This is a genomic window from Streptomyces sp. NBC_00076 (genome assembly GCF_045041235.1).
In the GTDB taxonomy this organism is placed as follows: domain Bacteria; phylum Actinomycetota; class Actinomycetes; order Streptomycetales; family Streptomycetaceae; genus Streptomyces.
Window position 1 is genome coordinate 4,361,211 of record NZ_CP108242.1, and the last position, 22,567, is coordinate 4,383,777.

Consider the following 22,567-nt stretch of genomic DNA (forward strand, 5'->3'; position numbering starts at 1 on the left):
CACTGCCATGAACCACACCCTGCGCTGGCAGAAGTCCACCTTCTCCGACGGCGGGGACGGCAACACCTGCGTCGAACTCGCCGCCTCCCCCACCACCCTCCACCTCCGCGAAAGCGACACCCCCGGCACCGAACTCACCACCACCGCCGCCCCGTTGGCTCACCTCATACGCGGTGTGAAGTCAGGTCTGTTCCCCGCCGCCACACCCCGCTGACCAACGGAACCCCCGGCCGGTAGGCCAGGTGGACGTGGCTCGGGGCGTCGAGGAGCATCAGGTCGGCGTACGCGCCCGGCGTGAGGCGGCCGATGTCGGAGCGGCGGAGCGCTGCCGCCCCGCCCGCCGTCGCCGACCACACCGCCTCGTCGGGGGTCATCCCCATGTCCCGTACGGCGAGCGCGATGCAGAACGGCACGGACGAGGTGAACGAAGAGCCCGGGTTGCAGTCGGTGGACAGGGCGACGGTCACGCCGGCGTCCAGGAGACGGCGGGCGTCCGGCCATGCGGCGCGGGTGGAGAACTCGGCGCCGGGGAGGAGCGTCGCCACCGTGTTGCCGGCGGCCAGCGCGTCCACGTCGGCGTCGGTCAGGTGGGTGCAGTGGTCGGCGCTGGCCGCGTCCAGCTCCACCGCCAGTTGCACACCGGGGCCGTATGACAGCTGGTTGGCGTGGATCCGTGGGTGGAGGCCCTTCGCCTTGCCCGCCGTGAGGATCGCGCGGGCCTGGTCGCCGTCGAAGGCGCCCTTCTCGCAGAAGACGTCGATCCAACGGGCGTACGGGGCGCAGGCGTCGAGCATCTCGCCGGTGACGAGGGCGACGTACGCGGCGGGGTCGTCGGCATGGTCGGGGGAGACGATGTGGGCGCCGAGGTAGGTGACCTCGTCGGTGTGGGCGGCCGCGATGCGCAGGGCGCGGGACTCGTCGGCGACGGTCAGGCCGTAGCCGGACTTGGTCTCGAAGGTGGTCGTGCCCTGGCGGAGTGCTTCGGCGAGGTAGTGGGTGAGGTTGGCCTCCAGTTCGCTGTCCGTCGCCGCGCGGGTCGCCGCGACCGTCGTACGGATGCCGCCCGCGCTGTACGGACGCCCCGACATCCGGGCGTTGAACTCCGCCGTCCGGTCGCCCGCGAAGACCAGGTGGGAGTGCGAGTCGACGAAGCCGGGCAGGACCGCTCGGCCGCCGGCGTCGACCCGATTGTCAGTGGCGGGTGCTTTGCTTGATTCACCGGTCCACACGATGCGGTCGCCGTCGATGACGACGGCCGCGTCCTGGATCAGTCCGAGGGGGGAGTTGTCACCGAGGGAGGGATCGTTGGTGACCAGCGTGGCGATGTTGGTGATGACGGTGGTCGTGCCGGTGGTGCTGCTCATCGTGTCCTCGTGGGGGCGGGGTTCGGAGGTCCTTACGCGCGCAGGGCTTCGACGGCCCGCGCCAGAGCTTGCGGCACATCGGGGACGAGCGTGTGCGCCCCGTCGCGTACGACGTGCCGCCCGCCCACGATCGTGTGCCGTACATCCGCTGCCGTCGCCGCGAATACGGCCGTCTCGGCGCCGAGCCTGGGCAGTGGCCCCGCTGTCCTGACGGAGTCGAGCGCGACCGTGGTGAGGTCGGCGAGCGCGCCTGCCTCGATGGTGCCGGCCTCGCCCCAGCCGAGGGCCGCGTGACCGTCGGCGGAGGCGGCCCTCAGCAGGGCGGCGGCGGTCCAGTGGCCGCGGGTGCGGGTGCGCAGGCGCTCGTTCAGCTCCATCGCGCGCGCCTCTTCGAGCAGGTCGATGACGGCGTGGCTGTCCGAGCCGAGGGAGAGGGGCGAACCGGCCTGCTGCAGGGCGGCGGCGGGGCCTGTCCCGTCGGCAAGGTCCCGCTCCGTCGTCGGGCACATGCAGGTGCCGGTGCCGGAGCCGCCGAGCAGGGCGATGTCCTCGTGGGTCAGGTGCGTGTTGTGGACGCCCGTGGTGCGCGTCCCGAGGACGCCGTGGTCGGCGAGGAGCTGGGTGGGCGTGCACCCGTGGGTGGCCCGGCAGGCGTCGTTCTCGGCGGTCTGCTCTGACAGGTGCACATGGAGCGGGGCCCGCCGCTCCTCGGCCCACCGGGCCACCGTCGCCAACTGCCCGGCGGGCACGGCCCGTACGGAGTGGATGGCGGCCCCGATCCGCGCGTGATCCCGTTCCTTGAGAACTGAACAGCGTTCGGCCCAGGCGTCCGCGCTGCCGTCGGAGAAACGGAGCTGGTGGGTGTTGGGCGGCTGTCCGAAGCCGGAGGAGAGGTAGGCGGTGTCGAGGAGGGTGATGCGGACACCGGCGTCGGCGGCGGCCTGGATGAGGGCGTCACCCATCGCGTTCGGATCGGCGTAGGGGGTGCCGCCCGGGGCGTGGTGCACGTAGTGGAACTCGCCGACAACGGTGACGCCGGCCAGGGCCATCTCGGCGTACACGGCCCTGGCGAGCGCGAGGTAGGTCTCGGGGGTCAGCCTGTCGGCGAACGAGTACATGACCTCGCGCCAGGTCCAGAAGGTGCCGGAGCCGACCTGGACGGTGCCGCGCAGGGCGCGGTGAAAGGCGTGCGAGTGCGCGTTCGCGAGGCCGGGGAGGGTGAGGCCTCTCAGGATCTCGGCCCCGGGGGGCGGGGCGGGGGTGTCGGTCCGGACGGCGGTGATGCGGCCGTCCTTGACCTCGACGACGACCCCCGGCTCGACGTGGGTGTCGAGCCAGGCGTGTTCCAGCCAGTACGTCCGCGTGTGGGGGTGGGTCACCTGCGGGCCAGCCCTTCCAGTACGTCGGCGAGTGCGGTCACCCCGGCCACGCAGTCGTCCTCCGCCGCGTACTCGGACGGGGAGTGCGAGACCCCGGTGGGGTTGCGTACGAACAGCATGGCGGTCGGGATGCGTCCGGAGAGAATCCCGGCGTCGTGTCCGGCGCCGGTGCCGAGGACGGGGACCTTGAGGTCCGTGTCCTTGCCCAGGATGCGGGCGAGTTCGTCGCGCAGGGCGTGGTCGAACTCGACGACGGGCGTGAAGGACTCGCGGACCACGTCGAGGTCGACGCCGTGTTCCCGGGCGTGGGCGCGGGCCGCCTTCTCGATCCCCTCGACCACGGTGTCCAGGGACTCCTGGTCGGCTGCCCGGGAGTCGAGCCAGCCGCGCACCAGGGAGGGGATCGCGTTGACGCCGTTGGGCTCGACGGCGATCTTGCCGAAGGTGGCGACGGCTCCCGCGAGTCGTGCCTCGCGGCGGGCGGCGAGGACGGTCTCGGCGTAGGACACCATGGGGTCGCGCCGGTCGACGAGCCGGGTGGTGCCGGCGTGGTTGGCCTCGCCCCGGAAGTCGAACCGCCACCGTCCGTGCGGCCAGATGGCGCTCGCGATGCCGACTTGGTCGCCGCTGAGGTCCAGCGCCCGCCCCTGCTCCACGTGCAGTTCGACGAAGGCACCGATGCGGGCGAGCCGCTCCGGGTCCGGTCCGATGGCGTCAGGGTCGTATCCGGCGGCCGCCATGGCCTGCGGGAGGGTGACCCCGTCGCCGTCGGTCAGCCGGTGTGCCTGCTCGACGCCGAGTTCCCCGGCGGTCAGCCGCGACCCGACACAGGCGAGCCCGAACCTGGCGCCCTCCTCGTCACCGAAGTTGACGATCGCGAGCGGCTTGGCGAGCGTGACGCCACGCGCGCGCAGTTCGTCGAGCGCGGCGAAGGAGGACACGACTCCGAGGGGGCCGTCGAAGGCGCCGCCGTCCGGTACGGAGTCGAGATGTGACCCGGTGACGACGGCGTCCCCGGCATCGGGGTCCCCGAGCCACGCCCACTGGTTCCCGTTCCGGTCGAGCTCGTAGGTGAGCCCACGGCTCTCGGCCTGCTCCCTGAACCAGGCCCGGCAGTCGATGTCGGCGCCGGTCCAGGCGAAGCGCCGGTAGCCCCCGGAGTCGGGGTGCCGCCCGATGGACCGCAGGTCACGCCACATCTGTTGGAAGGGCACACCGGCCGACCCGGGCTGTGACACGCCACCCTCCACAAACTCAAGCCCGTCCGCCGCCCCAGGCTGGGGGCAGCCGTTCCGCAGGGCGGGGCCGGCGGGCGCAGCCGGACGCGCGCCACCGCCAGCACCCGCACCCGCACCCGCACCCGCACCCGCACCCGGCGACGGGACCTCGCCCCCTGCCGGACGGTTGCCGTCCGGTTCACCTCCCGGACGGGTCACGCGTCGTCACCCTCGCGCATCGGCACCCGCACATTCCGCTCGTCCGCGACGGACTCCGCGATGTCGTACCCCGCGTCCACGTGCCGGATGACACCCATGCCGGGGTCGTTCGTCAGCACCCGCCGGATCTTCTCGCCGGCCAGCTTCGTGCCGTCGGCCACCGTCACCTGCCCGGCGTGGATGGAGCGCCCCATGCCGACGCCACCGCCGTGGTGGAGGGAGACCCAGGACGCGCCCGACGCCACGTTGACCATGGCGTTCAGCAGCGGCCAGTCGGCGATCGCGTCGGAGCCGTCGAGCATGGCCTCGGTCTCGCGGTAGGGGGAGGCCACCGACCCGCAGTCGAGGTGGTCGCGGCCGATGGCCAGCGGGGCGGCCAGCTCACCGGAGGCCACCATGTCGTTGAACCGCTCACCGGCCTTGTCCCGTTCGCCGTAGCCGAGCCAGCAGATCCGGGCGGGCAGGCCCTGGAAGTGGACGCGCTCGCCGGCCAGCTTGATCCAGCGGGCGAGGGACTCGTTCTCGGGGAAGAGGTCGAGCATCGCCCTGTCGGTCTTCGCGATGTCGGCGGGGTCCCCGGACAGGGCCGCCCAGCGGAAGGGGCCCTTGCCCTCGCAGAACAGCGGCCGGATGTAGGCGGGGACGAAGCCGGGGAAGGCGAACGCCCGATCGTATCCGGCGAGTTGGGCCTCGCCGCGGATCGAGTTGCCGTAGTCGAAGACCTCCGCGCCGGCGTCCATGAAGCCGACCATCGCCTCGACGTGACGCGCCATCGACTCGCGGGCGCGGGTGGTGAAACCGGCCGGGTCCTTGGCCGCGGCCGACGCCATGTCGTCGAAGTCGACGCCCACCGGGAGGTACGCGAGCGGGTCGTGCGCGGAGGTCTGGTCGGTGACGATGTCGACGGGGGCACCCTCGGCGAGCATCCGCGGGAGCAGCTCGGCGGCGTTGCCGAGCAGGCCGATGGAGAGCGGGCGGCGGGCGTCGCGGGCCTCGACGGCCAGCTGGAGGGCGTGTTCCAGGCTGTCGGCCTTCACATCGAGGTACCGGTGCTCGATGCGCCGCTCGATCGCGCGCGGGTCGCAGTCGATGCAGATGGCGACGCCGTCGTTCATGGTCACGGCGAGTGGCTGGGCGCCGCCCATGCCGCCGAGGCCGGCCGTCAGCGTGATCGTCCCGGCGAGGGTGCCGCCGAACTTCTTCGCGGCGACGGCGGCGAAGGTCTCGTAGGTGCCCTGGAGGATGCCCTGAGTGCCGATGTAGATCCAGGAGCCGGCGGTCATCTGCCCGTACATGGTCAGGCCGAGGGCCTCCAGGCGGCGGAACTCCTCCCAGTTGGCCCAGTCGCCGACAAGGTTGGAGTTGGCGATGAGGACGCGCGGGGCCCACTCGTGGGTCTGCATGATGCCCACGGGGCGGCCGGACTGGACCAGCATGGTCTCGTCCTGCTTCAGGGTCCTGAGCGTGCGGACCATGGCGTCGAAGGAGCGCCAGTCGCGGGCCGCCTTGCCGGTGCCGCCGTAGACGACGAGCTTGTCGGGGTGCTCGGCGACCTCCGGGTCGAGGTTGTTCTGCAGCATCCGCAGGGCGGCTTCCTGCTGCCATCCCAGGGCGCTCAGTTCCGTACCGCGCGGCGCTCGTACGGGGCGGGGTCCTGACATGGTCTGCCTCCTAGCGGACTGTTGCTGCCGTTATTCACATCCTGACGTCATGAATAGAACTAGTCAATACATGAGGGCGACGGCAGGGGCCGGGTCCGGGTGTTTGGCTGGACGCATGGGTGCAGACACCGACCTGACGGGGGATGCCGTGAGCAACGCCAACGAGAGTCATGTGAGCGACGACGACGAGGGGCGGGTCGCCCGCCGGGACGAGGCGGTCCGCGCGGCCGTGGAGCAGGGACTGCTGGGCCCCGGCCGCCCCATCGTGGGCCTGCTCGACGCCACCGGCATCCGGGAGTCCGCGACCCGGCTGCGGGCGGCGTTCGACGAGGTCACCGCGCCCGGCACACCCGTACTGCACGCCTTCGCGGTGAAGGCGACCCCACTGGTGCCGGTGCTGCGGCTGCTGCGGGAGGAGGGGATCGGCGCGGAGGTGGCGAGCCCGGGCGAGCTGGCGCTGGCGCGGGCGGCGGGGCTGTCGGCGGCCCGGACCGTCCTCGACTCACCCGCCAAGACACCGGCCGAGCTGCGCGAGGCACTGGCGCTGGGGATCGCGATCAACGCCGACAACCCCCAGGAGCTGGACCGCATCGACGGTCTGATGCGCTCGGCGCCCAGTCGCTCACCCCTCGGCCTCCGGGTGAACCCGCAGGTCGGGGCCGGCGCGATCGAGGCGCTGTCCACCGCCACGGCGACCTCGAAGTTCGGGGTCGCGCTGCGGGACGAGGGTGCGCGCGAGTGGGTGGTGCGGGCCTACATCGAGCGCCCCTGGCTGTCCCGGCTGCACGCGCACACCGGGTCTCAGGGTGTCCCGCTCACCCTGATGGCCGAGGGCGTGGCGCAGACGTACCGGCTCGCGGAGGAGATCAACCGGCGGATCGGGCGGCCGCAGATCGACACCATCGACATCGGCGGCGGGCTGCCGGTGAACTTCACGTCGGACAGGACGACACCGACGTACGCGGACTACGCGCGGGTACTGAAGGAGACGGTGCCGGGGCTGTTCGACGGGCGCTACGGGCTGGTGACCGAGTTCGGGCGGTCACTGCTGGCCAAGCACGGAACGGTGGTGGCGCGGGTCGAGTACACCAAGAGCGCCGGCGGGCGGCGGGTGGCGGTGACGCACGCGGGCGTGCAGGTGGCGACGCGGACGGTGTACGCGCCGGGGGCGTGGCCGCTGAGGATCGCCGGGTACGACGGCAAGGGGCGGCCGAAGGAGGGGCCCGAGGTGGTGCAGGACGTCGCCGGTCCGGCGTGCTTCGCGGGCGACCTGCTCGCCCAGGGGTATCCGCTGCCGCTGCTGGCGCAGGGCGACTACGCGGCGGCGCTGGACACGGGCGCGTACTACTTCGCGCACCACTACGCGTACAACTCCCTGGCTCGGCCCGGCATCTACGGCTTCGCCCCGGACGGGGCCGGGGGGACCGCCTTCTCGACCGTGCGCGAGGCGCAGAGCGTCGAGGAGATCGTGGCCGAATCCGGAGGGGCGCACGCGGATGCGCTCACCACCCTGCGCGCGCCCGGTCGCCGTTGACGCACGCCGGTGGGTCTGCTGCTCCACTGGTCTGGGCATGCTGATCAACTGGCCTGTGCGTCAGGCCAGTTGACCCACCTTAGTCACTCGCCGCATGTTCCACTGGAAAATGCCAGATCCCTCACCCCTCACGCACACGTTGCGTAGCTTCGGCGTCACTCAGCCGAATCCCAGGCGGGAGGGGAGCCACGGTGCCCGGAATCGACGAGTGCCTGCTGGAAGCCATGCGACTGCCCGGTGCCCGGGGCGCCGCACTGGTCGACTGGACGAGCGGACTGGCCCTGGGCACCGTCGGGGAGTCCCCGGGCGGCGACCAGGAGGCCGCCGCGGTCGAGGCCGCGGAGCTCGCCCGGCTCGCCGCCGAGCAGCACGCGTTCGCGGCCGGCGCCGGCGACGGCGAGGCAGGCGACGGTGACGGCGCCGACCCGCCGGTCGAGGACCTCATCATCAGCAACCGGGACAGCTACCACGTGCTGCGGTTCGTGCCGACGTCCTTCGACAGCAGCGTGTGCCTGCACCTGTGGCTGGCCCGCTCCGAAGGCAATCTCGCGCTGGCCCGCATCCGGCTGGGCGAGATGGCCGGACGGCTGGTGCTGGGATGACCGCCGTCCAGACCACTCCCCCTCCCCGGCTGCCCGTGCGGGACAAGGCGGCGGCCCTGGACCGCGGCTGGGGCGGCGTCTCACCGATGCTGACCCGGCTCGCCGCCGAGCGGGCCACCGGCGTCCTCGTCCGCGAGCGCGGCACGCTCCATCTCGCCGGGGGCCGGGTGGTGCACGCGGAAAGCCCGGCCGCGCCCGGTCTGGACGTCCTGCTCACCGCCCGCGGCACGCTCGACGCCGGCACCTGGCGGCGGGCGCTGACCGAGACCGGCGACCGGCACCGCGCCGGCCACCTCCTGGTCGACGGCGGACACCTCACCCCGGGCGCGCTGGACCTGTGCCGGCTGGTCGCGCTGTACGACGCGGCGTACTTCGCCCTCGCACCCAGCGGCAGCCCGGGCCGCTTCCGCTACGCCACCGAGAACGCGCCCGGCTGTCCGTGCCCGGTGCCGGTGGCCGCCCTGGAGCGCGAGACCCTGCGCCGCCGTGACCTGCTGCACCGCATCTGGCCCGACCCGGCCACGGACGACGCGCCCCTCGTCCGTACTCACCGCCCCGCGCCCCCGGCGCCCACCGCACGCCAGCGCGCGGTCCTGGCCCGCTTGGACGACACCCATCCGGACGACGCCCGCACGGCGGCGGACATCGCCAGGGACCTGGGCCGCCCGGCGTTCCACACCCTGGTGGACCTACGGCGGCTGGCGGCGGCCGGTGCCGTCTCGCCCCGCCGACCGACCTCCGCCGAACCGCCCGAGGCACTCGAAGCGCCCGAAACGCCCGAAGTGCCCGGCCAATCCAGACCACCTGGACCACCCAGACCACCCAGGCCGTCCAGACCACCCAGCCCGTCCGGTCCGCCCGACCCACCCGACCCATCCGGTCCACCCGTTCGGCCCGACCCGCTCGCGGCCTTCCCCACCGATGTCACCGACCCCCACATCACGTTGCTGAAGAGGCTCAGAGATGCGTTGGAGGCCCTTTGAGTGGCAGCGGCAGCAGCAGCGGACCCGCGCCGAGAGGAGAGACCTGATGGCGGCGGAGGCCGAAATCCTGGAGGAGTTGCACCGGCTCAGAGCCCGCGTGCCCCAGCTGACCGGTGCCCTGGCCGCCGGGGCCGACGGTCTCGTCCTCGCCCAGGACACCCCCGGCGTCGACCCGCAGGCGATGGCCGCGCTCACCGGCACCGCCCACGACCTCGCCGGCCGGCTGACAGACGCGACCGGCCAGGGCGACTTCCGCGAACTGCTCGTCCGCGGGGTCTACGGCTACGTGGCCACGTACGCGGCGGGCCGCACCGGCCTGCTGACCCTGCTCGCCCAGGACCGCGTCAACGTCGGCCGCCTCCATCTGGAGGGCCGCCGGGCCGGGGCCCGCATCGGAGAACTGGTCGACGCCACCCCGGCGCCCCCGCCCAAGCCCCCCGCGAAAACGACCGCCAGGACCACCACACCGCGGCCCAGGACCACCCGTACCTCCCGGTCCAAGCCCGCCGCCACACGTGACCCGGTCACCGAAACGCCCACCGCACCCACGGTGGCGCGTACCACCACCGAAAGTTGAGGAACCGTCATGGCCAACACCGAAACCACACTCAAAGAAGCGCTGGCCACCATCGAGGGCGCCACCGGTGTCGCGCTCGTCGACTACACCAGCGGTATGGCGCTGGGCACCTTGGGCGGCAGCAAGGGCTTCGACCTCAATGTCGCCGCCGCCGGCAACACCGACGTCGTCCGCTCGAAGATGCGCACCATGGAGCACCTCGGGCTCAAGGCCCAGATCGAGGACATCCTGATCACACTGTCCGACCAGTACCACCTGATCCGCCTGATCAGCGGCCGGGGCGGCAACGGCCTGTTCCTCTACCTGGTCCTCGACGCCAAGCGGGCCAACCTGGCGATGGCCCGCCACCAGCTGAAGCGGATCGAGGAGGACCTGGAGGTCTGACGCGACGGGTCCCAGGCCCTGTCCTGGGCGCCTGTCCTGGGCCTGTCCTAGACGAGGGCCGCGGTGCGGCGGCGGGCTCCACCCGGGGCCGCGTCGCCCGCCGCGATGCCCGTGCTGCGGTACGCCCTGACCGCCTTGCCGGCCGGGCGTCCGCCGTCCGCGGCGAGCCAGTCGGCCCGCACCCACAGCAGCGCGTCCTCGTCGCGTTCCCGCCGCCCGAGCCAGGCGGCCTTCAGCCGCAGCCCGGTGCCGCAGCCGGCGAGCAGCATGCCCCCGGCGGCGGGCACGGCGAACGCGCTGCCCAGCGCGGCGAGGAAGCCGAGCAGCAGCCACCAGCGGTGTCCCCGGCGCCAGTTGCGCACACTCACCGCACGGTCCTGGAGCACATCGTGCTTGGCCGCGCGGGCGGCCGAGCCGACCAGAGCGACGTACCGCTTACGACGGTGGGACGCCACGACCGCGACCGCGACGACGAACAGCGCCGCCCCGGCCATCACCCCGATCCGCCGGCCCGTGACACCGGGCACCAGCACACCGATCCCCGCCGCGAACACCCCGAGCCACCACATGGGCGCGGCTCCGGCCCGTACGACGACAGCCACCCGAGCCAGCCCCTGACCTCCGCGTGACACGCTCCGCCTCCTCGTCGCCCAGCACGATTTCTGGTCGCGCAGATTAACGGGCGAAGGTGAGACGAGTCTGAGAGCGACCCGCGCTCACTCGACGAACAGCCCCTTCGCCGCCGCCTTCGCGTCGAACTCCTCGAGCCGGGCCTGCGCCTCGGGCAGGTCGTCGCACATCGCCTCCAGCAGGACCCGGCCCAGCAGCATCGGCGCGCATGCCGTGTCGAAGGCGAGTCCGGTGCCGACGGCGGCCGGCAGCAGCAGGTCGGACACCTTGGCGACGGGTGCGAAGGCGGAGTCGGCGACGGTCACCACGGTCAGCCCCGCCTCCTTGGCGTAGGCGAGGGTGTCCACGACCTCGCGCGGGTGCCGGGGCAGCGCGAAGCACAGCAGTGCGGTGGCGCCCGCGTGCACGGCGGCGTCGATCCGGTCGTGGATCATCGTGCCGCCCTCGTTGAGCAGCCGTACGTCCGGATGGACCTTGGCGGCGAAGTACGCGAAGCCGTACGACTGCGAGGCCGCGGCACGCAGTCCGAGTACGGGCAGGGGGCGGGAGGAGGCGAGCAGCCGCCCCGCCCGCCGCACCGGCCGCGGGTCGGCCAGCACCTCCGCGAGAAGCCGCAGGTTCTCGATCTCGGCCTCGACGGCCTGCTGGTACTCGTTGTACGAGGCCGCGTCCGCGGCCGGTTCGGCGGGCGCGACCTCGCGCAGGTGCTTGCGCAGCGCCGGGTAGCCGTCGAAGCCGAGGGCGACCGCGAAGCGGGTGACGGACGGCTGGCTGACCCCGGCCAGCTCCGCCAGCTCCACGCTGGACAGGAACGGCACGTCGGAGGCGCGCCGCACCATGCTGTGCGCGATCCGCCGCTGGGTGGGCGTCAGCCGGTGTCCCTCGAACAGGACCTGCAACCGTGCGGCGGGGCTGTCCGGCACGGCCGCGCCGCCACCTCGCACGCCCGTGCCCGCGCTTCCGTCCGCCACGTTCCCGTCCCCGCTCATGCGTCGCTCCCCCTCCAGATGTCCGTGAACCGGTCGAGCAGTGCGGCCGCCGCTGTCACGTCGTGCGTGAGCGGCCGGTCGGCCGGGTCCTCGTCGAGCACCGACTCGGCGAGTTCCAGCGCGTGGCCCACCCCGAGCCCAGGCTCGGGCTCGAGGCCGCGCTGACGCAGCGCCCGTACGGCGGCGACGAGTTCGCAGCCGACGACGAGCCGGTACGCACCGCACGCGCGCAGTGTCTGCCGTGCGGCGAGCGAGGCGAAGCTGGCCTGTTCCTCGACGCCTCGGGAGAGTACAGCGTGCCCGAGGGAGGCGGGCGCGGAGAAGGCCCGCAGGTCGCCGAGGGCCGCGGCGGCGGCGTACTCCAGGATCATCACGCCGGAGGAGGCGGGCTCCGGATCTGCGAGGAAGGGCCGCAGCCGGGTGAAGGCGGGCTCGTTCAGGGACGCCAGCCGGGACGTCGACAGCCGGGCCACCTGGGTCATCGCCAGCCTGAAGTGGTCCAGGGCGAGGGCGAGTTGGGCCTGGTAGAAGCCGCCGTGGTGGTAGGCGGCCAGATCCTCCGGGCAGATCAGCGGGTTCTCGGCGGCCGCGTTGATCTCGATCGCGAGGACCTCCTCCAGGGCGTCGGCCGCGTCGTGTGCCGGGCCGTGAACCTGGGGCAGGCAGCGGAAGCCGTACGGGTCCTGGAGCCGGCCGAGCGGCGGGGTGGGCCGGTCGGCGGCGCCGATCAACGTCCGCATCCGGCGGGCGACTTCGCTGGAGCCGCGGTGCGGGCGGGCGGCGTGCACGGGGGCGGCGTAGGCCTCGTGCGAGCCGTCGACGGCGAGCAGGGACAGGGCACCGACGATCTGGGTGGCCTCCAGGAGTCCGCGCAGTTCGTGCAGGGCGAGGGCGGACTGGCCGAGGGTGAGGGCGTTGCTGCTGATGAAGGCGAGGGCGTCGTTGTTGTCGAGCGGCTGGGGTTCGGGGGCGCCCGTTCCCCGCCAGGGGTGTTCGCCGGCCAGCGCCAGGCCGGCCTGGGCGAGGGCGGCGATGTCGCCGGTGCCGACGGACCCGAACTCGTTCACGACCGGGTGGGCCCCGCTCTCCAGCGCCTCGCACAGGGCGGTGACGACGCTGGGCCTGAGACCCGCACCGCCGGCCAGCAGTTGGTTGGCGCGCACCGCGAGCATCGCGCGCACCTCTCGGGCGGGCAGTTCCTCGCCGATGGCCCCGGCGTGACTGCGCAGCAGCCTGAGGCCGTGTTCGGTGGCCGCCTCGGTGGGCACGTCCTCGTTCCGGTTCGCTCCGACGCCGGTGGAGCGGCCGTAGACGCGCCCGGTGGCGGCGATCTGCCGGGCGGCGTCCCAGGCCCCCTCGACGCGCCGGGTCGCCTCGCTCCCGGGAACCGGTCGCGCGGTCCCGTCGGCGAGCCGGACGACGTCCCCGACGCCGAGGCCGACGCCGTCGAGGACGACGAGAGCGGAGCCCGCAGTCCGCGGCGGGTCCACGATCTGAGACGACATTGAACCCCAAACCCTTCTCAAACAGGACAGCTGATCTTGCTTCGCGGTCATCTGTTACCTCGGATTAACGCCGAGGCGTTGACAACCTATTCACCTACCAAGAACTCTGCATGACGTTATACAGCCGGGCAAGGGACAACTCATGATCCAGTTCGACGCGGTCCACAAGCGCTTCCCCAACGGCACGACAGCAGTCCACGACCTCTCCCTGGAAATGCCGGAAGGCGGCGTGACGGTCCTCGTCGGATCCTCCGGTTGCGGCAAGACCACCACCCTGCGCATGGTCAACCGGATGGTCGAACCGACCTCCGGCACCATCCGGGTCGGCGGCAAGGACGTCCAGCGGCAGGACGCGGCCGAGCTGCGCCGCTCCATCGGGTACGTCATCCAGCAGTCGGGCCTCTTCCCGCACCGCACGGTGCTCGACAACATCGCCACGGTGCCGCTGCTGCTGGGCCACGGCCGCCGCAAGGCCAGGGCCCGCGCCGCCGAACTGCTGGAGACCGTCGGTCTCACAGCGGAGGCCGGCAAGCGGTACCCGCACCAGCTCTCCGGCGGGCAGCAGCAGCGCGTCGGTGTCGCCCGCGCGCTCGCCGCCGACCCTCCGGTGCTGCTCATGGACGAGCCGTTCGGCGCGGTCGACCCGGTGGTGCGCACCCAACTCCAGGACGAACTGCTGCGTTTGCAGAAGGAGTTGAGCAAGACCATCGTCTTCGTCACGCACGACATCGACGAGGCGGTACGGCTCGGCGACCGCATCGCGATCTTCCGCACCGGGGGCCACCTCGTCCAGTGCGCCCCGCCCACCGAACTCCTCGCCCGCCCGGCCGACGACTTCGTCGCCGACTTCCTCGGCGCCGAGCGCGGCCTGAAGCTGCTCTCGCTGAAGACCCTCGCGGACGTCCCGCAGGGCCCGGCGCCCGAGGGCGGCGCCTGGACGCTGGCCCTCGACGAGGCACGCAAGCCGCTGCACTGGACGTCGAAGGACGCCGACCTCCCCGTACGAGCGCTCAAGGACGGCGACTCCCTGCTGTCCGCGCTCAACGAGTCGGTCGCCTCCCCCACCGGTCTGATCGCCCGGGTCGACGCGGCCGGAGTCCTCACCGGCGTCTCGTCCCGCGAGGACATCCACGCCCACGCGGGCCGGGCCCACACCGAAGCCCGCGCCGAAGCTCCCACCGGGAAGGGCGTGGCCGCATGACCGTCGACTGGTCGTGGATATCCGGCCACACCGACGACCTCACCACCCTCACCCTCTCCCACCTCCAGGCGGCCCTGACCGCCGTCCTCCTCGGCCTGCTGATCAGCCTGCCCCTGGCCGTGGTGGCCCACCGGGTCCGCCCCCTGCGCGGCTTCCTGCTCGGTCTGTCGAACGTCCTGTTCACGATCCCGTCGATCGCGGTCTTCGTGCTTCTGCTGCCGATCAGCGGCCTCACCCGCACAACGACCGTCATCGGCCTGACGATCTACACCCTGGTCGTCCTGCTCCGCAACACCGTCGAGGGCCTCGACTCGGTCCCCGCGAGGACGAAGGAGGCCGCGAAGGCGATGGGCACCCGCCCGCTGCGCACGCTCCTCACCGTCGAACTCCCCCTGGCACTCCCCGTGATCATGGCGGGCGTCCGGATCGCGACCGTCATGTCGATCTCCCTGGTCTCGGTCGCCACCTACATCGGCGACGGCGGCCTCGGCCAGCTCTTCACCGACGGCTTCCAGCGCAACTACCCGACCCCGGTGATCGTGGGAGTGGTCCTGACCCTGTTGCTGGCGGTGGTGGCGGACGCGCTCCTGGTGGCGGTCCAGTACGTCCTCACCCCGTGGAAGAGGCGGCGAGCCTGATGTACGAACTCTTCAAGAACCTCGGCTCCTGGCTGACCGGCGCCGCCCAGTGGTCCGGCTCGGACGGCATCGCCCACCGCCTCGTCGAACACCTCCAGTACTCGCTCCTGGCCACGCTCATCGCGACCGCCATCGGACTGCCGCTGGGCCTGCTGATCGGCCACACCGGCAGGGGCGCGTTCCTCGCCATCAACCTCGCGTCCTTCGGCCGCGCCCTGCCGACCGTCGGCCTGGTCGTCCTGGTCTTCCTGGCCGGCGGCCTGTCGATGCTGCCGGTGTACGTCGCCCTGGTCGCCCTCGCGGTCCCGGCGATCGTCACCAACACCTACGCCGGGATGACCGCCGTCGACCCGGACGTGAAGGACGCCGCGCGCGGCCAGGGGATGCGCGCCCACCAGGTCCTCCTCCAGGTGGAACTCCCCCTCGCCCTCCCGCTGATCATGACGGGCCTGCGCCTCGCGCTCATCCAGGTGGTGGCCACCGCCACGATCGCCGCCTACGTCTCCTTCGGGGGCCTGGGCCGCTATGTCTTCGACGGCCTCGCCCAGCGCGACCTGGTCCAGGTACTCGGCGGCGCGGTGCTGGTAGCCGCGGTCGCCGTCGTCCTGGACCTGGCCCTCAGCGGCCTCCAGCGCTTCCTCTTCCGCCACCGCATCGCCTAGGGATCCCAACGAAATGAACCGTCGTACTCTCCTCGGCGCGCTCGCAGGAGCGGCCGTCACCGTCCCCGCCCTCTCCGCCTGCTCCAGCGGCATCACCTCCCTCGACAGCCAGGGCACCACCTCCGGTGGCGGCGGCTCCAGCAAGGGCGGGGTCACCATCGGCACCGCCAACTTCACGGAGAACCAGGTCCTGGGCTACCTGTACGCGGCCGTCCTCGGGACAGCCGGCGTGCAGACCACCGTCCGCCCGAACCTGGGCACCCGCGAGATCCTGATCCCCGCGCTCAAGGGCGGCGACATCGACCTCCTCCCCGAGTACCAGGGCGCCCTCCTGCACTACCTGGATCCGAAGGCGACGGCGACCGAGGAGGGCGCGATGCAGAACGCCCTCGCCATCGCCCTCCCGGCCGGCCTCCAGGTGCTTCCGTACGGCATGGCCGAGGACTCGGACGCCTTCGTCGTCACCCGCGAGACCGCCCGGAAGTACGGCCTGGCCTCCCTCGCCGACCTGCGCAAACAGAACGGCAAGCTGGTCGTCGGTGCCGCTCCCGAGGTGAAGAAGCGCCAGGTGGGCGTGGTCGGCCTGAAGGACGTCTACGGGGTGGAGTTCAAGGAGTTCAAGTCCCTCGACTCGTCCGGCCCGCTGGTCAAGGGGGCCCTGAAGAAGGGCGACGTGGACGTGGCGAACCTCTTCACCACGGACACCGACATCCAGGCCAACGACTGGGTGGTCCTGTCCGACCCGAAGAACCTGATCCCCGGCCAGCACATCGTCCCGCTCATCGCCGACCGCAAGGCCGACTCCACGGTCCGCAAGGCCCTCGCCCGCCTCGGCAACGTCCTCACCACCGCGCAGCTCACCGAGCTCAACCGCCAGGTGGACAAGGACAAGAAGGACCCGGAGGACGTGGCGAACGCGTACGCGAAGCAGCACGGGCTGGCGAAGTAGCCGGCCCCCGAAGACGCCCGGCGCACCCGACCGGCGCGCCCCCATTCCAACAGGGGGGCTAACCCCAGTGCGGCGGGCGCGCGGGCTCCTTACGGTGGGTCACATGAGCGGAATTGACGCGCGGGACACCGAGCTGAAGAAGGAACTCGACGCCACCCTGCAGGCCCGCAGGGAGCTGGGCGAGGAGTACGAGTCCGCGCTGGTCGACTCGTTCCTGGAGAAGGTCGACCAGCGCATCGACGGCGCCGTGGAGCGCCGGGTGCGCCGGCAGATGGCCGAGCAGCAGATGGTGGTGGCGCGGGGTTCCCGGTCACCGCAGACCACGGACTCCTGGGGCGAGCGCTACGGCTTCGGCATCGTCTCGCTGGTCCTGGCGGTCCCGCTGTCCGCGATCGCCGGCGGTATCTCCGACCTCCCCGGCCTGCTGGTCGCCTGGGCCGGCATCGTGGGCGTCAACGCCTTCCAGGCCGCCCGCGTCAACCCGGACCTCTTCCGGGGCCGCCGCCGCAAGGACACGGAGGACAGCGACTGGAAGGACTGACTACCGGCGCCCGTTCACGCGCGCGGAGCGCGTAACGGAGCTCGCGGGGCGGGGATCGCTGATCCCGAGAAGTTTGTGCGCGGGGACCGCCGCACCCCCTGTACGGGGGGCGGGACGACGGCGGTCCCCGCGGGGGACGCGGGCCGGGTCAGGCCTGGCTTGCGCGTCCTAGGCGTCTGTGGAGGTCCGGGAGCCGCTCCGGAGGTCCGTGACGCCGTTTCGGTGCCGGCTGGGCGGGGAGCCGCTCCCGCCCTGCCGACATCCACTAATGTGCCGGACCCGTGTTAAGCGTGTGCTGCGAGGACGTGACACGCTCGTACCACTTCTGCGAAGTCCACCGATGGGGTGGGCGAACCGCAAGTTCGCCACCGACACCGGCAGTTCACCGCAGGTTTGCCGTCACTTCCCGCCCTTGGCGAGGAAGGCCAGCAGATCCTGACGGCTGACCACTCCGGTCGGCTTGCCCTCGACGAGGACGATCGCCGCGTCCGCCGTGCCGAGCACGGACATCAGGTCCCCGACCGGCTCGCCGGATCCGACCTGGGGCAGCGGCGGCGACATGTGCTTCTCCAGCGGGTCCTCCAGCGAGGCGCGCTGGGTGAACAGGGCGTTGAGCAGCTCCCGCTCCACGACCGAGCCGACGACCTCCGCGGCCATGACGTCCGGGTGACCGGCGCCGGGCTTGACGATCGGCATCTGCGAGACGCCGTACTCGCGCAGCACCTCGATCGCCTCGCCGACGGTCTCGTCCGGGTGCATGTGGACGAGGGACGGGATGGCGCCGTGCACCTTGTCGTTGAGGACGTCGGCGACGCGGGCGCTGGGACCCTCGTCCTCGAGGAAGCCGTAGTCGGCCATCCACTCGTCGTTGAAGATCTTGCTGAGGTAGCCGCGCCCGCTGTCGGGCAGCAGCACCACCACGACGTCGTCGGGCCCGAGCCGCTCGGCCACCCGCAGCGCCGCGACCACGGCCATTCCGCAGGAGCCGCCGACCAGCAGCCCCTCCTCCTTCGCGAGCCGCCGGGTCATCTGGAAGGAGTCCTTGTCGGACACCGGCACGATCTCGTCGGCGACGGTCCGGTCGTAGGCGGTGGGCCAGAAGTCCTCACCGACACCCTCGACGAGATACGGCCGCCCGGAGCCGCCCGAGTACACGGAGCCCTCGGGGTCGGCGCCGACGACGTTCACCTTCCCGTCGCTGATGTCCTTCAGGTAGCGGCCGGTACCGGAGATGGTGCCGCCGGTCCCCACGCCCGCGACGAAGTGGGTGATCCTGCCCTCCGTCTGCTCCCACAGCTCAGGACCGGTCGAGTGGTAATGGGAGAGCGGGTTGTTGGGGTTGGAGTACTGGTCGGGCTTCCAGGCTCCGGGCGTCTCGCGGACCAGCCGGTCGGAGACGTTGTAGTACGAGTCGGGGTGCTCCGGGTCCACCGCGGTCGGACACACGACCACCTCGGCGCCGTACGCCCGCAGCACGTTGATCTTGTCGGTGCTCACCTTGTCGGGGCACACGAAGATGCACTTGTACCCCTTCTGCTGCGCCACGATGGCGAGCCCGACACCGGTGTTACCGCTGGTCGGCTCGACGATCGTGCCGCCGGGCTTGAGCGCCCCGCTCTCCTCCGCGGCCTCGATCATCCGCAGGGCGATGCGGTCCTTCACGGAACCGCCCGGGTTGAAGTACTCCACCTTGGCCAGGACGGTTGCCCGAATGCCCTTGGTCACGCTGTTGAGCCTCAGCAGCGGGGTGTTGCCGACGAGGCTGATCATCGAGTCGTGGAATTGCACCGTTGTCTCCGGATGCTTGCAAAAAGAAGTGGTCGTGATGGGTGAAGCCAGCCTATGGCTTCCGCACGATCCGTGGCTGCCGTTCACTGCCCGTTGAGATTGGGCGACGGTCCGTACGGGGCAAGGAGTGGATGTACGGATACGAGGAGGTGGCGGCGACGCATGACGAGGATGTCGAGGGCGAGGGTGGCCCGGCGGATCGCGGCCGGTGCCGCGTACGGCGGCGGCGGGATCGGTCTGGCCGGCGCGGCGGCCATGGGGCTGCTGCTGGCGGAGGTACGGCTGGCCAAGCGACAGGTGGGCAACGGCACGACGCCGCATGTCCCGCAGGCGGAGGGCCGCTACGGCCATGTCTACGCCACCCCCGACGAACCGGCCCTGCGCCTGGTGATGCTGGGCGACTCCACGGCCGCGGGCCAGGGCGTCCACCGGGCCGCGCAGACACCGGGCGCGCTGCTCGCGTCGGGACTGGCCGCGGTGGCGGAACGCCCGGTGGAGTTCCGTAACGTCGCTCTGCCCGGGGCCCGCTCCGACGACCTCGACCGCCAAGTGGCCCTGATCCTGGGGGATCCGGGGCGGGTGCCGGACATCTGCGTGATCATGATCGGCGCGAACGACGTCACCCACCGGATGCCCGCGACCCGCTCGGTGCGTCATCTGTCGACAGCGGTACGACGGCTGCGTACGGCCGGCGCGGAGGTGGTGGTCGGCACCTGTCCCGACCTCGGCACGATCGAGCCGGTGCAGCAGCCGTTGCGCTGGCTGGCCCGCCGCGCCTCCCGGCAGCTGGCGGCGGCCCAGACGATCGGAGTGGTCGAGCAGGGCGGCCGTACGGTGTCACTGGGCGATCTGCTCGGCCCGGAGTTCGCGGCGAACCCGCGGGAGCTGTTCGGCCCCGACAACTACCACCCCTCCGCGGAGGGCTACGCCACGGCCGCGATGGCGGTCCTGCCGACGGTCTGCGCGGCCCTGGGCCTGTGGCCTGCGGAGGAGGAGCGCCCGGACGTCTCCCGCCACGAGGGCTTCCTTCCGGTGGCACGAGCGGCGGCGGAGGCCGCGTCCGAGGCGGGCACCGAGGTCGCGGCCGCGGTGCCGAGCGGCCCGAGGGGCCCATGGGCCCTCCTGAAGAGGCGCAGGCGCCGGAGGGTGCCGGTGACGGAACCGACCCCCGTCACCCCGTCGCCCTGAGCTGCGGCCGGAGGGAGACTGGGCACGGAGGCCGTTGGGGCCGGGGGCTCCGAGACCGCGCCCCCGGTTCCATCCGCATTCCTGCGTCCACGCCCCACAAAAGCAAGCGCTTAGAAACTGCGGCAAGTGTCACACCGCGATACCCGTGACCAAGCCCATACGTACGGGTAACTTCCCAGTCAGCCCCACCCCCGTCGCCAATGGAGCCGTCATGCCCGAAGCCGTGATCGTCTCGACCGCCCGCTCCCCCATCGGCCGCGCCTTCAAGGGCTCCCTCAAGGACCTGCGCCCGGACGACATCACCGCCACGATCATCCAGGCCGCCCTCGCCAAGGTCCCGGAGCTCGACCCCCGGGACATCGACGACCTGATGCTCGGCTGCGGTCTGCCCGGCGGCGAGCAGGGCAACAACCTCGGACGGATCGTGGCCGTACAGATGGGGATGGACCACCTCCCCGGCTGCACGATCACCCGCTACTGCTCCTCCTCGCTCCAGACGAGCCGCATGGCCCTGCACGCCATCAAGGCCGGCGAGGGCGACGTCTTCATCTCGGCCGGCGTCGAGATGGTCTCCCGCTTCGCCAAGGGCAACTCCGACAGCCTCCCGGACACGCACAACCCCTTCTTCGCCGAGGCCGAGGCCCGCACCGCCGCCGTCGCGGAGCAGGAGGGCACGACCTGGCACGACCCGCGCGAGGACGGCCTCGTCCCGGACGCCTACATCGCGATGGGCCAGACCGCCGAGAACCTCGCCCGCTCGAAGGGCGTGACCCGCCAGGACATGGACGAGTTCGGCGTCCGCTCCCAGAACCTCGCCGAGGAAGCCATCAAGAACGGCTTCTGGGAGCGCGAGATCACCCCGGTCACCCTCCCCGACGGCACGGTCGTCTCCAAGGACGACGGCCCGCGCGCCGGCGTCACCCTGGAGGGCGTCCAGGGCCTCAAGCCGGTCTTCCGCCCCGACGGCATGGTCACCGCCGCCAACTGCTGTCCGCTCAACGACGGCGCCGCCGCGCTCGTCATCATGAGCGACACCAAGGCCCGCGAGCTCGGCCTGACCCCGCTCGCCCGCATCGTGTCGACCGGCGTCTCCGGCCTCTCCCCCGAGATCATGGGCCTCGGCCCGGTCGAGGCGTCCCAGCAGGCCCTGCGCCGGGCCGGCCTCGGTATCGACGACATCGACCTGGTCGAGATCAACGAGGCGTTCGCCGCCCAGGTGATCCCCTCCTACCGCGACCTCGGCATCGACCCCGACAAGCTGAACGTCAACGGCGGCGCCATCGCCGTGGGCCACCCCTTCGGCATGACGGGCGCCCGCATCACCGGCACGCTCATCAACTCCCTCCAGTTCCACGACAAGCAGTTCGGCCTGGAGACGATGTGCGTCGGCGGCGGGCAGGGCATGGCGATGGTCATCGAGCGCCTCAGCTGACGAGCCCTCGGGGCTCCCGGAGCTCCCGGATCCCCAACCCCCCGTATCCGTAAGGGAACCCAGCGTCACACTTCGGCCCGGAACCCGGGAAACTCCAAGGTTCTGGGCCGATTTGTGATCCAATTTCCCCCAGGATGTGACCTATCTCGCTCGGACCGGGATTCGCGCAGGTCAGCAGTACTTCAGCAGTAAGCCCCGAGCCCAAAGTCCTGTCCGTTTCGTGACGTTACGCACTGACAGCGGGTTAGTCCGCCCTTCAAGCTGATGTAGGAAGTCGGGGTCGACTTTGGAACCGGGAGTACGTCAGTGAGCGCCATGCCGATCGCTTTGTTGGTCACCACGGTCGCCACCGGCGCCGTGGGCGTCGCCGTCCTGCGCACCCTCATGGTGCTGCGCCGACAGGTCGCCGCCCTGCACACCGAGATCGCCAAGAGCAACGCCACGGCGACGCGGGGCTTCGTGCCCGCCGCCCGGCCCGCCGCCGATGTCGACGAGATACGCGCCGCCGTGGCCGAGGCCCTCGCAGAGGAACGTGAGCGTGAGCTCGCCGAGGCGCGCGCCTTCTGGGCCGCCCAGGAGGCACGTGACGCCACCGACGCGCCCTCCTCACTGCTGGGCCTGCCCGACAGCGAGCTGTTCCTGCCCCGGCAGACCGATTTCGTGGGCCTGGAGCCCCTGGAGCCCGTCGCCGAGCCCGGCGCCGACACCGACGAGTTCGCCGGGAGCTCCTCCTCCGGGGGAGACTCGCCGGAGCTGGCCGCGGCCCGCCGCCGCCACCCCTCCCACCCGGACTTCGTTCCCGTGGCGTCGCCCGTGGTCAACGACCACGAGCGAACGGTGGCCACGTTGGAGGAGCTGGCCGCCACCGCCACCGAGCTGACCGACGTCCGTCCCGGCCCCCTCGGCACCCTCGACGTCTACGTCTTCGCCGACGGCACCACCCTCTGCATGACCCCGGGCCACCGCGAAACCGCGGAACATCTGGCGTCGGCCCTGCGCGCCGGCGAGACGCCCGTACTGCTGGGCGGCTCGGGGATCTCGGGCGCGTACACCCTGACCTTCGCGTGCGGCGAGGAGAACGTCTACATCCTGGCGGACCGGGTCATAGCCTCGCTCTAGAACCC

At 71.9% G+C, this 22,567-nt stretch carries 22 protein-coding genes; 14 read left to right on the forward strand and 8 right to left on the reverse strand.

All coding sequences use genetic code 11. The features are described 5' to 3' along the window. The first annotated feature begins 7 nt into the window (after positions 1-7). Complete coding sequence (locus OHA64_RS19655) at positions 8-214, forward strand: DUF397 domain-containing protein (RefSeq protein ID WP_405614744.1); 207 nt, start codon at positions 8-10, stop codon at positions 212-214. Here OHA64_RS19655 and hutI read toward each other — a convergent pair. The 4 genes from hutI to hutU all read right to left on the reverse strand — a co-directional run bounded on the left by hutI (position 165) and on the right by hutU (position 5,840). Then, positions 165-1,364 (reverse strand): imidazolonepropionase, encoded by a 1,200-nt coding sequence (hutI, locus tag OHA64_RS19660; RefSeq protein ID WP_405614746.1) that lies wholly within the window; start codon positions 1,362-1,364, stop codon positions 165-167. The two genes, OHA64_RS19655 and hutI, sit on opposite strands and share 50 nt — an antisense overlap. 32 nt (positions 1,365-1,396) lie before the next feature. After that, complete coding sequence (locus OHA64_RS19665; protein ID WP_405614749.1) at positions 1,397-2,743, reverse strand: formimidoylglutamate deiminase; 1,347 nt, start codon at positions 2,741-2,743, stop codon at positions 1,397-1,399. Beyond that, positions 2,740-3,942: an allantoate amidohydrolase gene (locus OHA64_RS19670; RefSeq protein ID WP_405624028.1), complete on the reverse strand. Its 1,203-nt coding sequence runs from the start codon at positions 3,940-3,942 to the stop codon at positions 2,740-2,742. Before OHA64_RS19670 ends, OHA64_RS19665 begins: the two co-directional genes overlap by 4 nt. Positions 3,943-4,175: 233 nt before the next feature. Continuing rightward, complete coding sequence (gene hutU / locus OHA64_RS19675; protein ID WP_405614751.1) at positions 4,176-5,840, reverse strand: urocanate hydratase; 1,665 nt, start codon at positions 5,838-5,840, stop codon at positions 4,176-4,178. Between the two features lie 115 nt (positions 5,841-5,955). On the opposite strand from hutU, the gene OHA64_RS19680 reads away from it, so the two are divergent. The 5 genes from OHA64_RS19680 to OHA64_RS19700 all read left to right on the forward strand — a co-directional run bounded on the left by OHA64_RS19680 (position 5,956) and on the right by OHA64_RS19700 (position 9,920). Beyond that, positions 5,956-7,374 (forward strand): diaminopimelate decarboxylase, encoded by a 1,419-nt coding sequence (locus OHA64_RS19680; protein ID WP_405614753.1) that lies wholly within the window; start codon positions 5,956-5,958, stop codon positions 7,372-7,374. A gap of 191 nt (positions 7,375-7,565) precedes the next feature. Beyond that, positions 7,566-7,976, forward strand: coding sequence for a hypothetical protein (locus OHA64_RS19685; protein WP_405614755.1), 411 nt, complete (start codon positions 7,566-7,568; stop codon positions 7,974-7,976). Then, positions 7,973-8,959, forward strand: coding sequence for a hypothetical protein (locus tag OHA64_RS19690; protein ID WP_405614757.1), 987 nt, complete (start codon positions 7,973-7,975; stop codon positions 8,957-8,959). Before OHA64_RS19685 ends, OHA64_RS19690 begins: the two co-directional genes overlap by 4 nt. Positions 8,960-9,005: 46 nt before the next feature. Next, positions 9,006-9,536 (forward strand): roadblock/LC7 domain-containing protein, encoded by a 531-nt coding sequence (locus OHA64_RS19695; RefSeq protein WP_405614759.1) that lies wholly within the window; start codon positions 9,006-9,008, stop codon positions 9,534-9,536. Positions 9,537-9,545: 9 nt separating this feature from the next. Next, positions 9,546-9,920 carry a hypothetical protein gene (locus OHA64_RS19700; RefSeq protein ID WP_405614761.1) on the forward strand — a complete coding sequence of 125 codons (375 nt, stop codon included), beginning with the start codon at positions 9,546-9,548 and terminating at the stop codon, positions 9,918-9,920. A 47-nt stretch (positions 9,921-9,967) separates the two neighbouring features. Here the strand turns inward: OHA64_RS19700 and OHA64_RS19705 are convergent, their stop codons facing one another. The 3 genes from OHA64_RS19705 to OHA64_RS19715 form a co-directional block, all read right to left on the reverse strand. Further along, positions 9,968-10,552 (reverse strand): hypothetical protein, encoded by a 585-nt coding sequence (locus OHA64_RS19705; protein ID WP_405614763.1) that lies wholly within the window; start codon positions 10,550-10,552, stop codon positions 9,968-9,970. Between the two features lie 84 nt (positions 10,553-10,636). After that, positions 10,637-11,539, reverse strand: coding sequence for a MurR/RpiR family transcriptional regulator (locus tag OHA64_RS19710; RefSeq protein ID WP_405614765.1), 903 nt, complete (start codon positions 11,537-11,539; stop codon positions 10,637-10,639). Then, positions 11,536-13,044: an aromatic amino acid ammonia-lyase gene (locus tag OHA64_RS19715; protein WP_405614767.1), complete on the reverse strand. Its 1,509-nt coding sequence runs from the start codon at positions 13,042-13,044 to the stop codon at positions 11,536-11,538. Before OHA64_RS19715 ends, OHA64_RS19710 begins: the two co-directional genes overlap by 4 nt. A gap of 142 nt (positions 13,045-13,186) precedes the next feature. Here OHA64_RS19715 and OHA64_RS19720 point away from each other — a divergent pair, with 142 nt between their 5' ends. From OHA64_RS19720 to OHA64_RS19740, 5 genes are all read left to right on the forward strand, one after another. Next, the gene (locus OHA64_RS19720; RefSeq protein WP_405614769.1) at positions 13,187-14,245 is read left to right on the forward strand and encodes an ABC transporter ATP-binding protein; all 1,059 of its coding nucleotides are present in this window, start codon (positions 13,187-13,189) and stop codon (positions 14,243-14,245) included. Next, the gene (locus OHA64_RS19725) at positions 14,242-14,883 is read left to right on the forward strand and encodes an ABC transporter permease (RefSeq protein WP_405614771.1); all 642 of its coding nucleotides are present in this window, start codon (positions 14,242-14,244) and stop codon (positions 14,881-14,883) included. The genes OHA64_RS19720 and OHA64_RS19725 overlap by 4 nt, the downstream gene beginning before the upstream one ends. Beyond that, a complete protein-coding gene (locus tag OHA64_RS19730; protein WP_405614773.1) occupies positions 14,883-15,545 on the forward strand; it encodes an ABC transporter permease in 663 nt (220 codons plus the stop codon). Before OHA64_RS19725 ends, OHA64_RS19730 begins: the two co-directional genes overlap by 1 nt. Before the next feature lie 13 nt (positions 15,546-15,558). Continuing rightward, positions 15,559-16,494: an ABC transporter substrate-binding protein gene (locus OHA64_RS19735; protein WP_405614775.1), complete on the forward strand. Its 936-nt coding sequence runs from the start codon at positions 15,559-15,561 to the stop codon at positions 16,492-16,494. Positions 16,495-16,597: 103 nt separating this feature from the next. Next, entirely contained in the window at positions 16,598-17,035 is a 438-nt protein-coding gene (locus OHA64_RS19740) for a hypothetical protein (RefSeq protein WP_405614777.1), read from the forward strand. A 399-nt stretch (positions 17,036-17,434) separates the two neighbouring features. Here the strand turns inward: OHA64_RS19740 and OHA64_RS19745 are convergent, their stop codons facing one another. After that, positions 17,435-18,823 (reverse strand): cystathionine beta-synthase, encoded by a 1,389-nt coding sequence (locus OHA64_RS19745; protein ID WP_405614779.1) that lies wholly within the window; start codon positions 18,821-18,823, stop codon positions 17,435-17,437. Between the two features lie 162 nt (positions 18,824-18,985). Between OHA64_RS19745 and OHA64_RS19750 the strand changes: the two genes are divergently transcribed. The 3 genes from OHA64_RS19750 to OHA64_RS19760 all read left to right on the forward strand — a co-directional run bounded on the left by OHA64_RS19750 (position 18,986) and on the right by OHA64_RS19760 (position 22,562). After that, the gene (locus OHA64_RS19750; RefSeq protein WP_405614781.1) at positions 18,986-20,011 is read left to right on the forward strand and encodes an SGNH/GDSL hydrolase family protein; all 1,026 of its coding nucleotides are present in this window, start codon (positions 18,986-18,988) and stop codon (positions 20,009-20,011) included. Between the two features lie 211 nt (positions 20,012-20,222). Beyond that, a complete protein-coding gene (locus OHA64_RS19755) occupies positions 20,223-21,443 on the forward strand; it encodes an acetyl-CoA C-acetyltransferase (RefSeq protein ID WP_405614783.1) in 1,221 nt (406 codons plus the stop codon). Between the two features lie 315 nt (positions 21,444-21,758). Next, on the forward strand, positions 21,759-22,562 hold the full coding sequence (locus tag OHA64_RS19760; RefSeq protein WP_405624029.1) for a hypothetical protein: 804 nt from the start codon (positions 21,759-21,761) through the stop codon (positions 22,560-22,562). Positions 22,563-22,567: the final 5 nt, after the last annotated feature.

Bases quoted from the DNA above. Each gene is read 5' to 3' on its own strand.
- OHA64_RS19670 (WP_405624028.1), bottom strand. From the start codon at position 3,942: ATGTGGCGTGACCTGCGGTCCATCGGGCGGCACCCCGACTCCGGGGGC.
- OHA64_RS19735 (WP_405614775.1), top strand. From the start codon at position 15,559: ATGAACCGTCGTACTCTCCTCGGCGCGCTCGCAGGAGCGGCCGTCACC.
- hutU (WP_405614751.1), bottom strand. From the start codon at position 5,840: ATGTCAGGACCCCGCCCCGTACGAGCGCCGCGCGGTACGGAACTGAGC.
- OHA64_RS19755 (WP_405614783.1), top strand. From the start codon at position 20,223: ATGCCCGAAGCCGTGATCGTCTCGACCGCCCGCTCCCCCATCGGCCGC.
- OHA64_RS19690 (WP_405614757.1), top strand. From the start codon at position 7,973: ATGACCGCCGTCCAGACCACTCCCCCTCCCCGGCTGCCCGTGCGGGAC.
- OHA64_RS19730 (WP_405614773.1), top strand. From the start codon at position 14,883: ATGTACGAACTCTTCAAGAACCTCGGCTCCTGGCTGACCGGCGCCGCC.
- OHA64_RS19725 (WP_405614771.1), top strand. From the start codon at position 14,242: ATGACCGTCGACTGGTCGTGGATATCCGGCCACACCGACGACCTCACC.
- OHA64_RS19740 (WP_405614777.1), top strand. From the start codon at position 16,598: ATGAGCGGAATTGACGCGCGGGACACCGAGCTGAAGAAGGAACTCGAC.
- OHA64_RS19655 (WP_405614744.1), top strand. From the start codon at position 8: ATGAACCACACCCTGCGCTGGCAGAAGTCCACCTTCTCCGACGGCGGG.
- OHA64_RS19715 (WP_405614767.1), bottom strand. From the start codon at position 13,044: ATGTCGTCTCAGATCGTGGACCCGCCGCGGACTGCGGGCTCCGCTCTC.
- OHA64_RS19720 (WP_405614769.1), top strand. From the start codon at position 13,187: ATGATCCAGTTCGACGCGGTCCACAAGCGCTTCCCCAACGGCACGACA.
- OHA64_RS19760 (WP_405624029.1), top strand. From the start codon at position 21,759: ATGCCGATCGCTTTGTTGGTCACCACGGTCGCCACCGGCGCCGTGGGC.
- hutI (WP_405614746.1), bottom strand. From the start codon at position 1,364: ATGAGCAGCACCACCGGCACGACCACCGTCATCACCAACATCGCCACG.
- OHA64_RS19700 (WP_405614761.1), top strand. From the start codon at position 9,546: ATGGCCAACACCGAAACCACACTCAAAGAAGCGCTGGCCACCATCGAG.
- OHA64_RS19680 (WP_405614753.1), top strand. From the start codon at position 5,956: ATGGGTGCAGACACCGACCTGACGGGGGATGCCGTGAGCAACGCCAAC.
- OHA64_RS19750 (WP_405614781.1), top strand. From the start codon at position 18,986: ATGACGAGGATGTCGAGGGCGAGGGTGGCCCGGCGGATCGCGGCCGGT.
- OHA64_RS19695 (WP_405614759.1), top strand. From the start codon at position 9,006: ATGGCGGCGGAGGCCGAAATCCTGGAGGAGTTGCACCGGCTCAGAGCC.
- OHA64_RS19710 (WP_405614765.1), bottom strand. From the start codon at position 11,539: ATGAGCGGGGACGGGAACGTGGCGGACGGAAGCGCGGGCACGGGCGTG.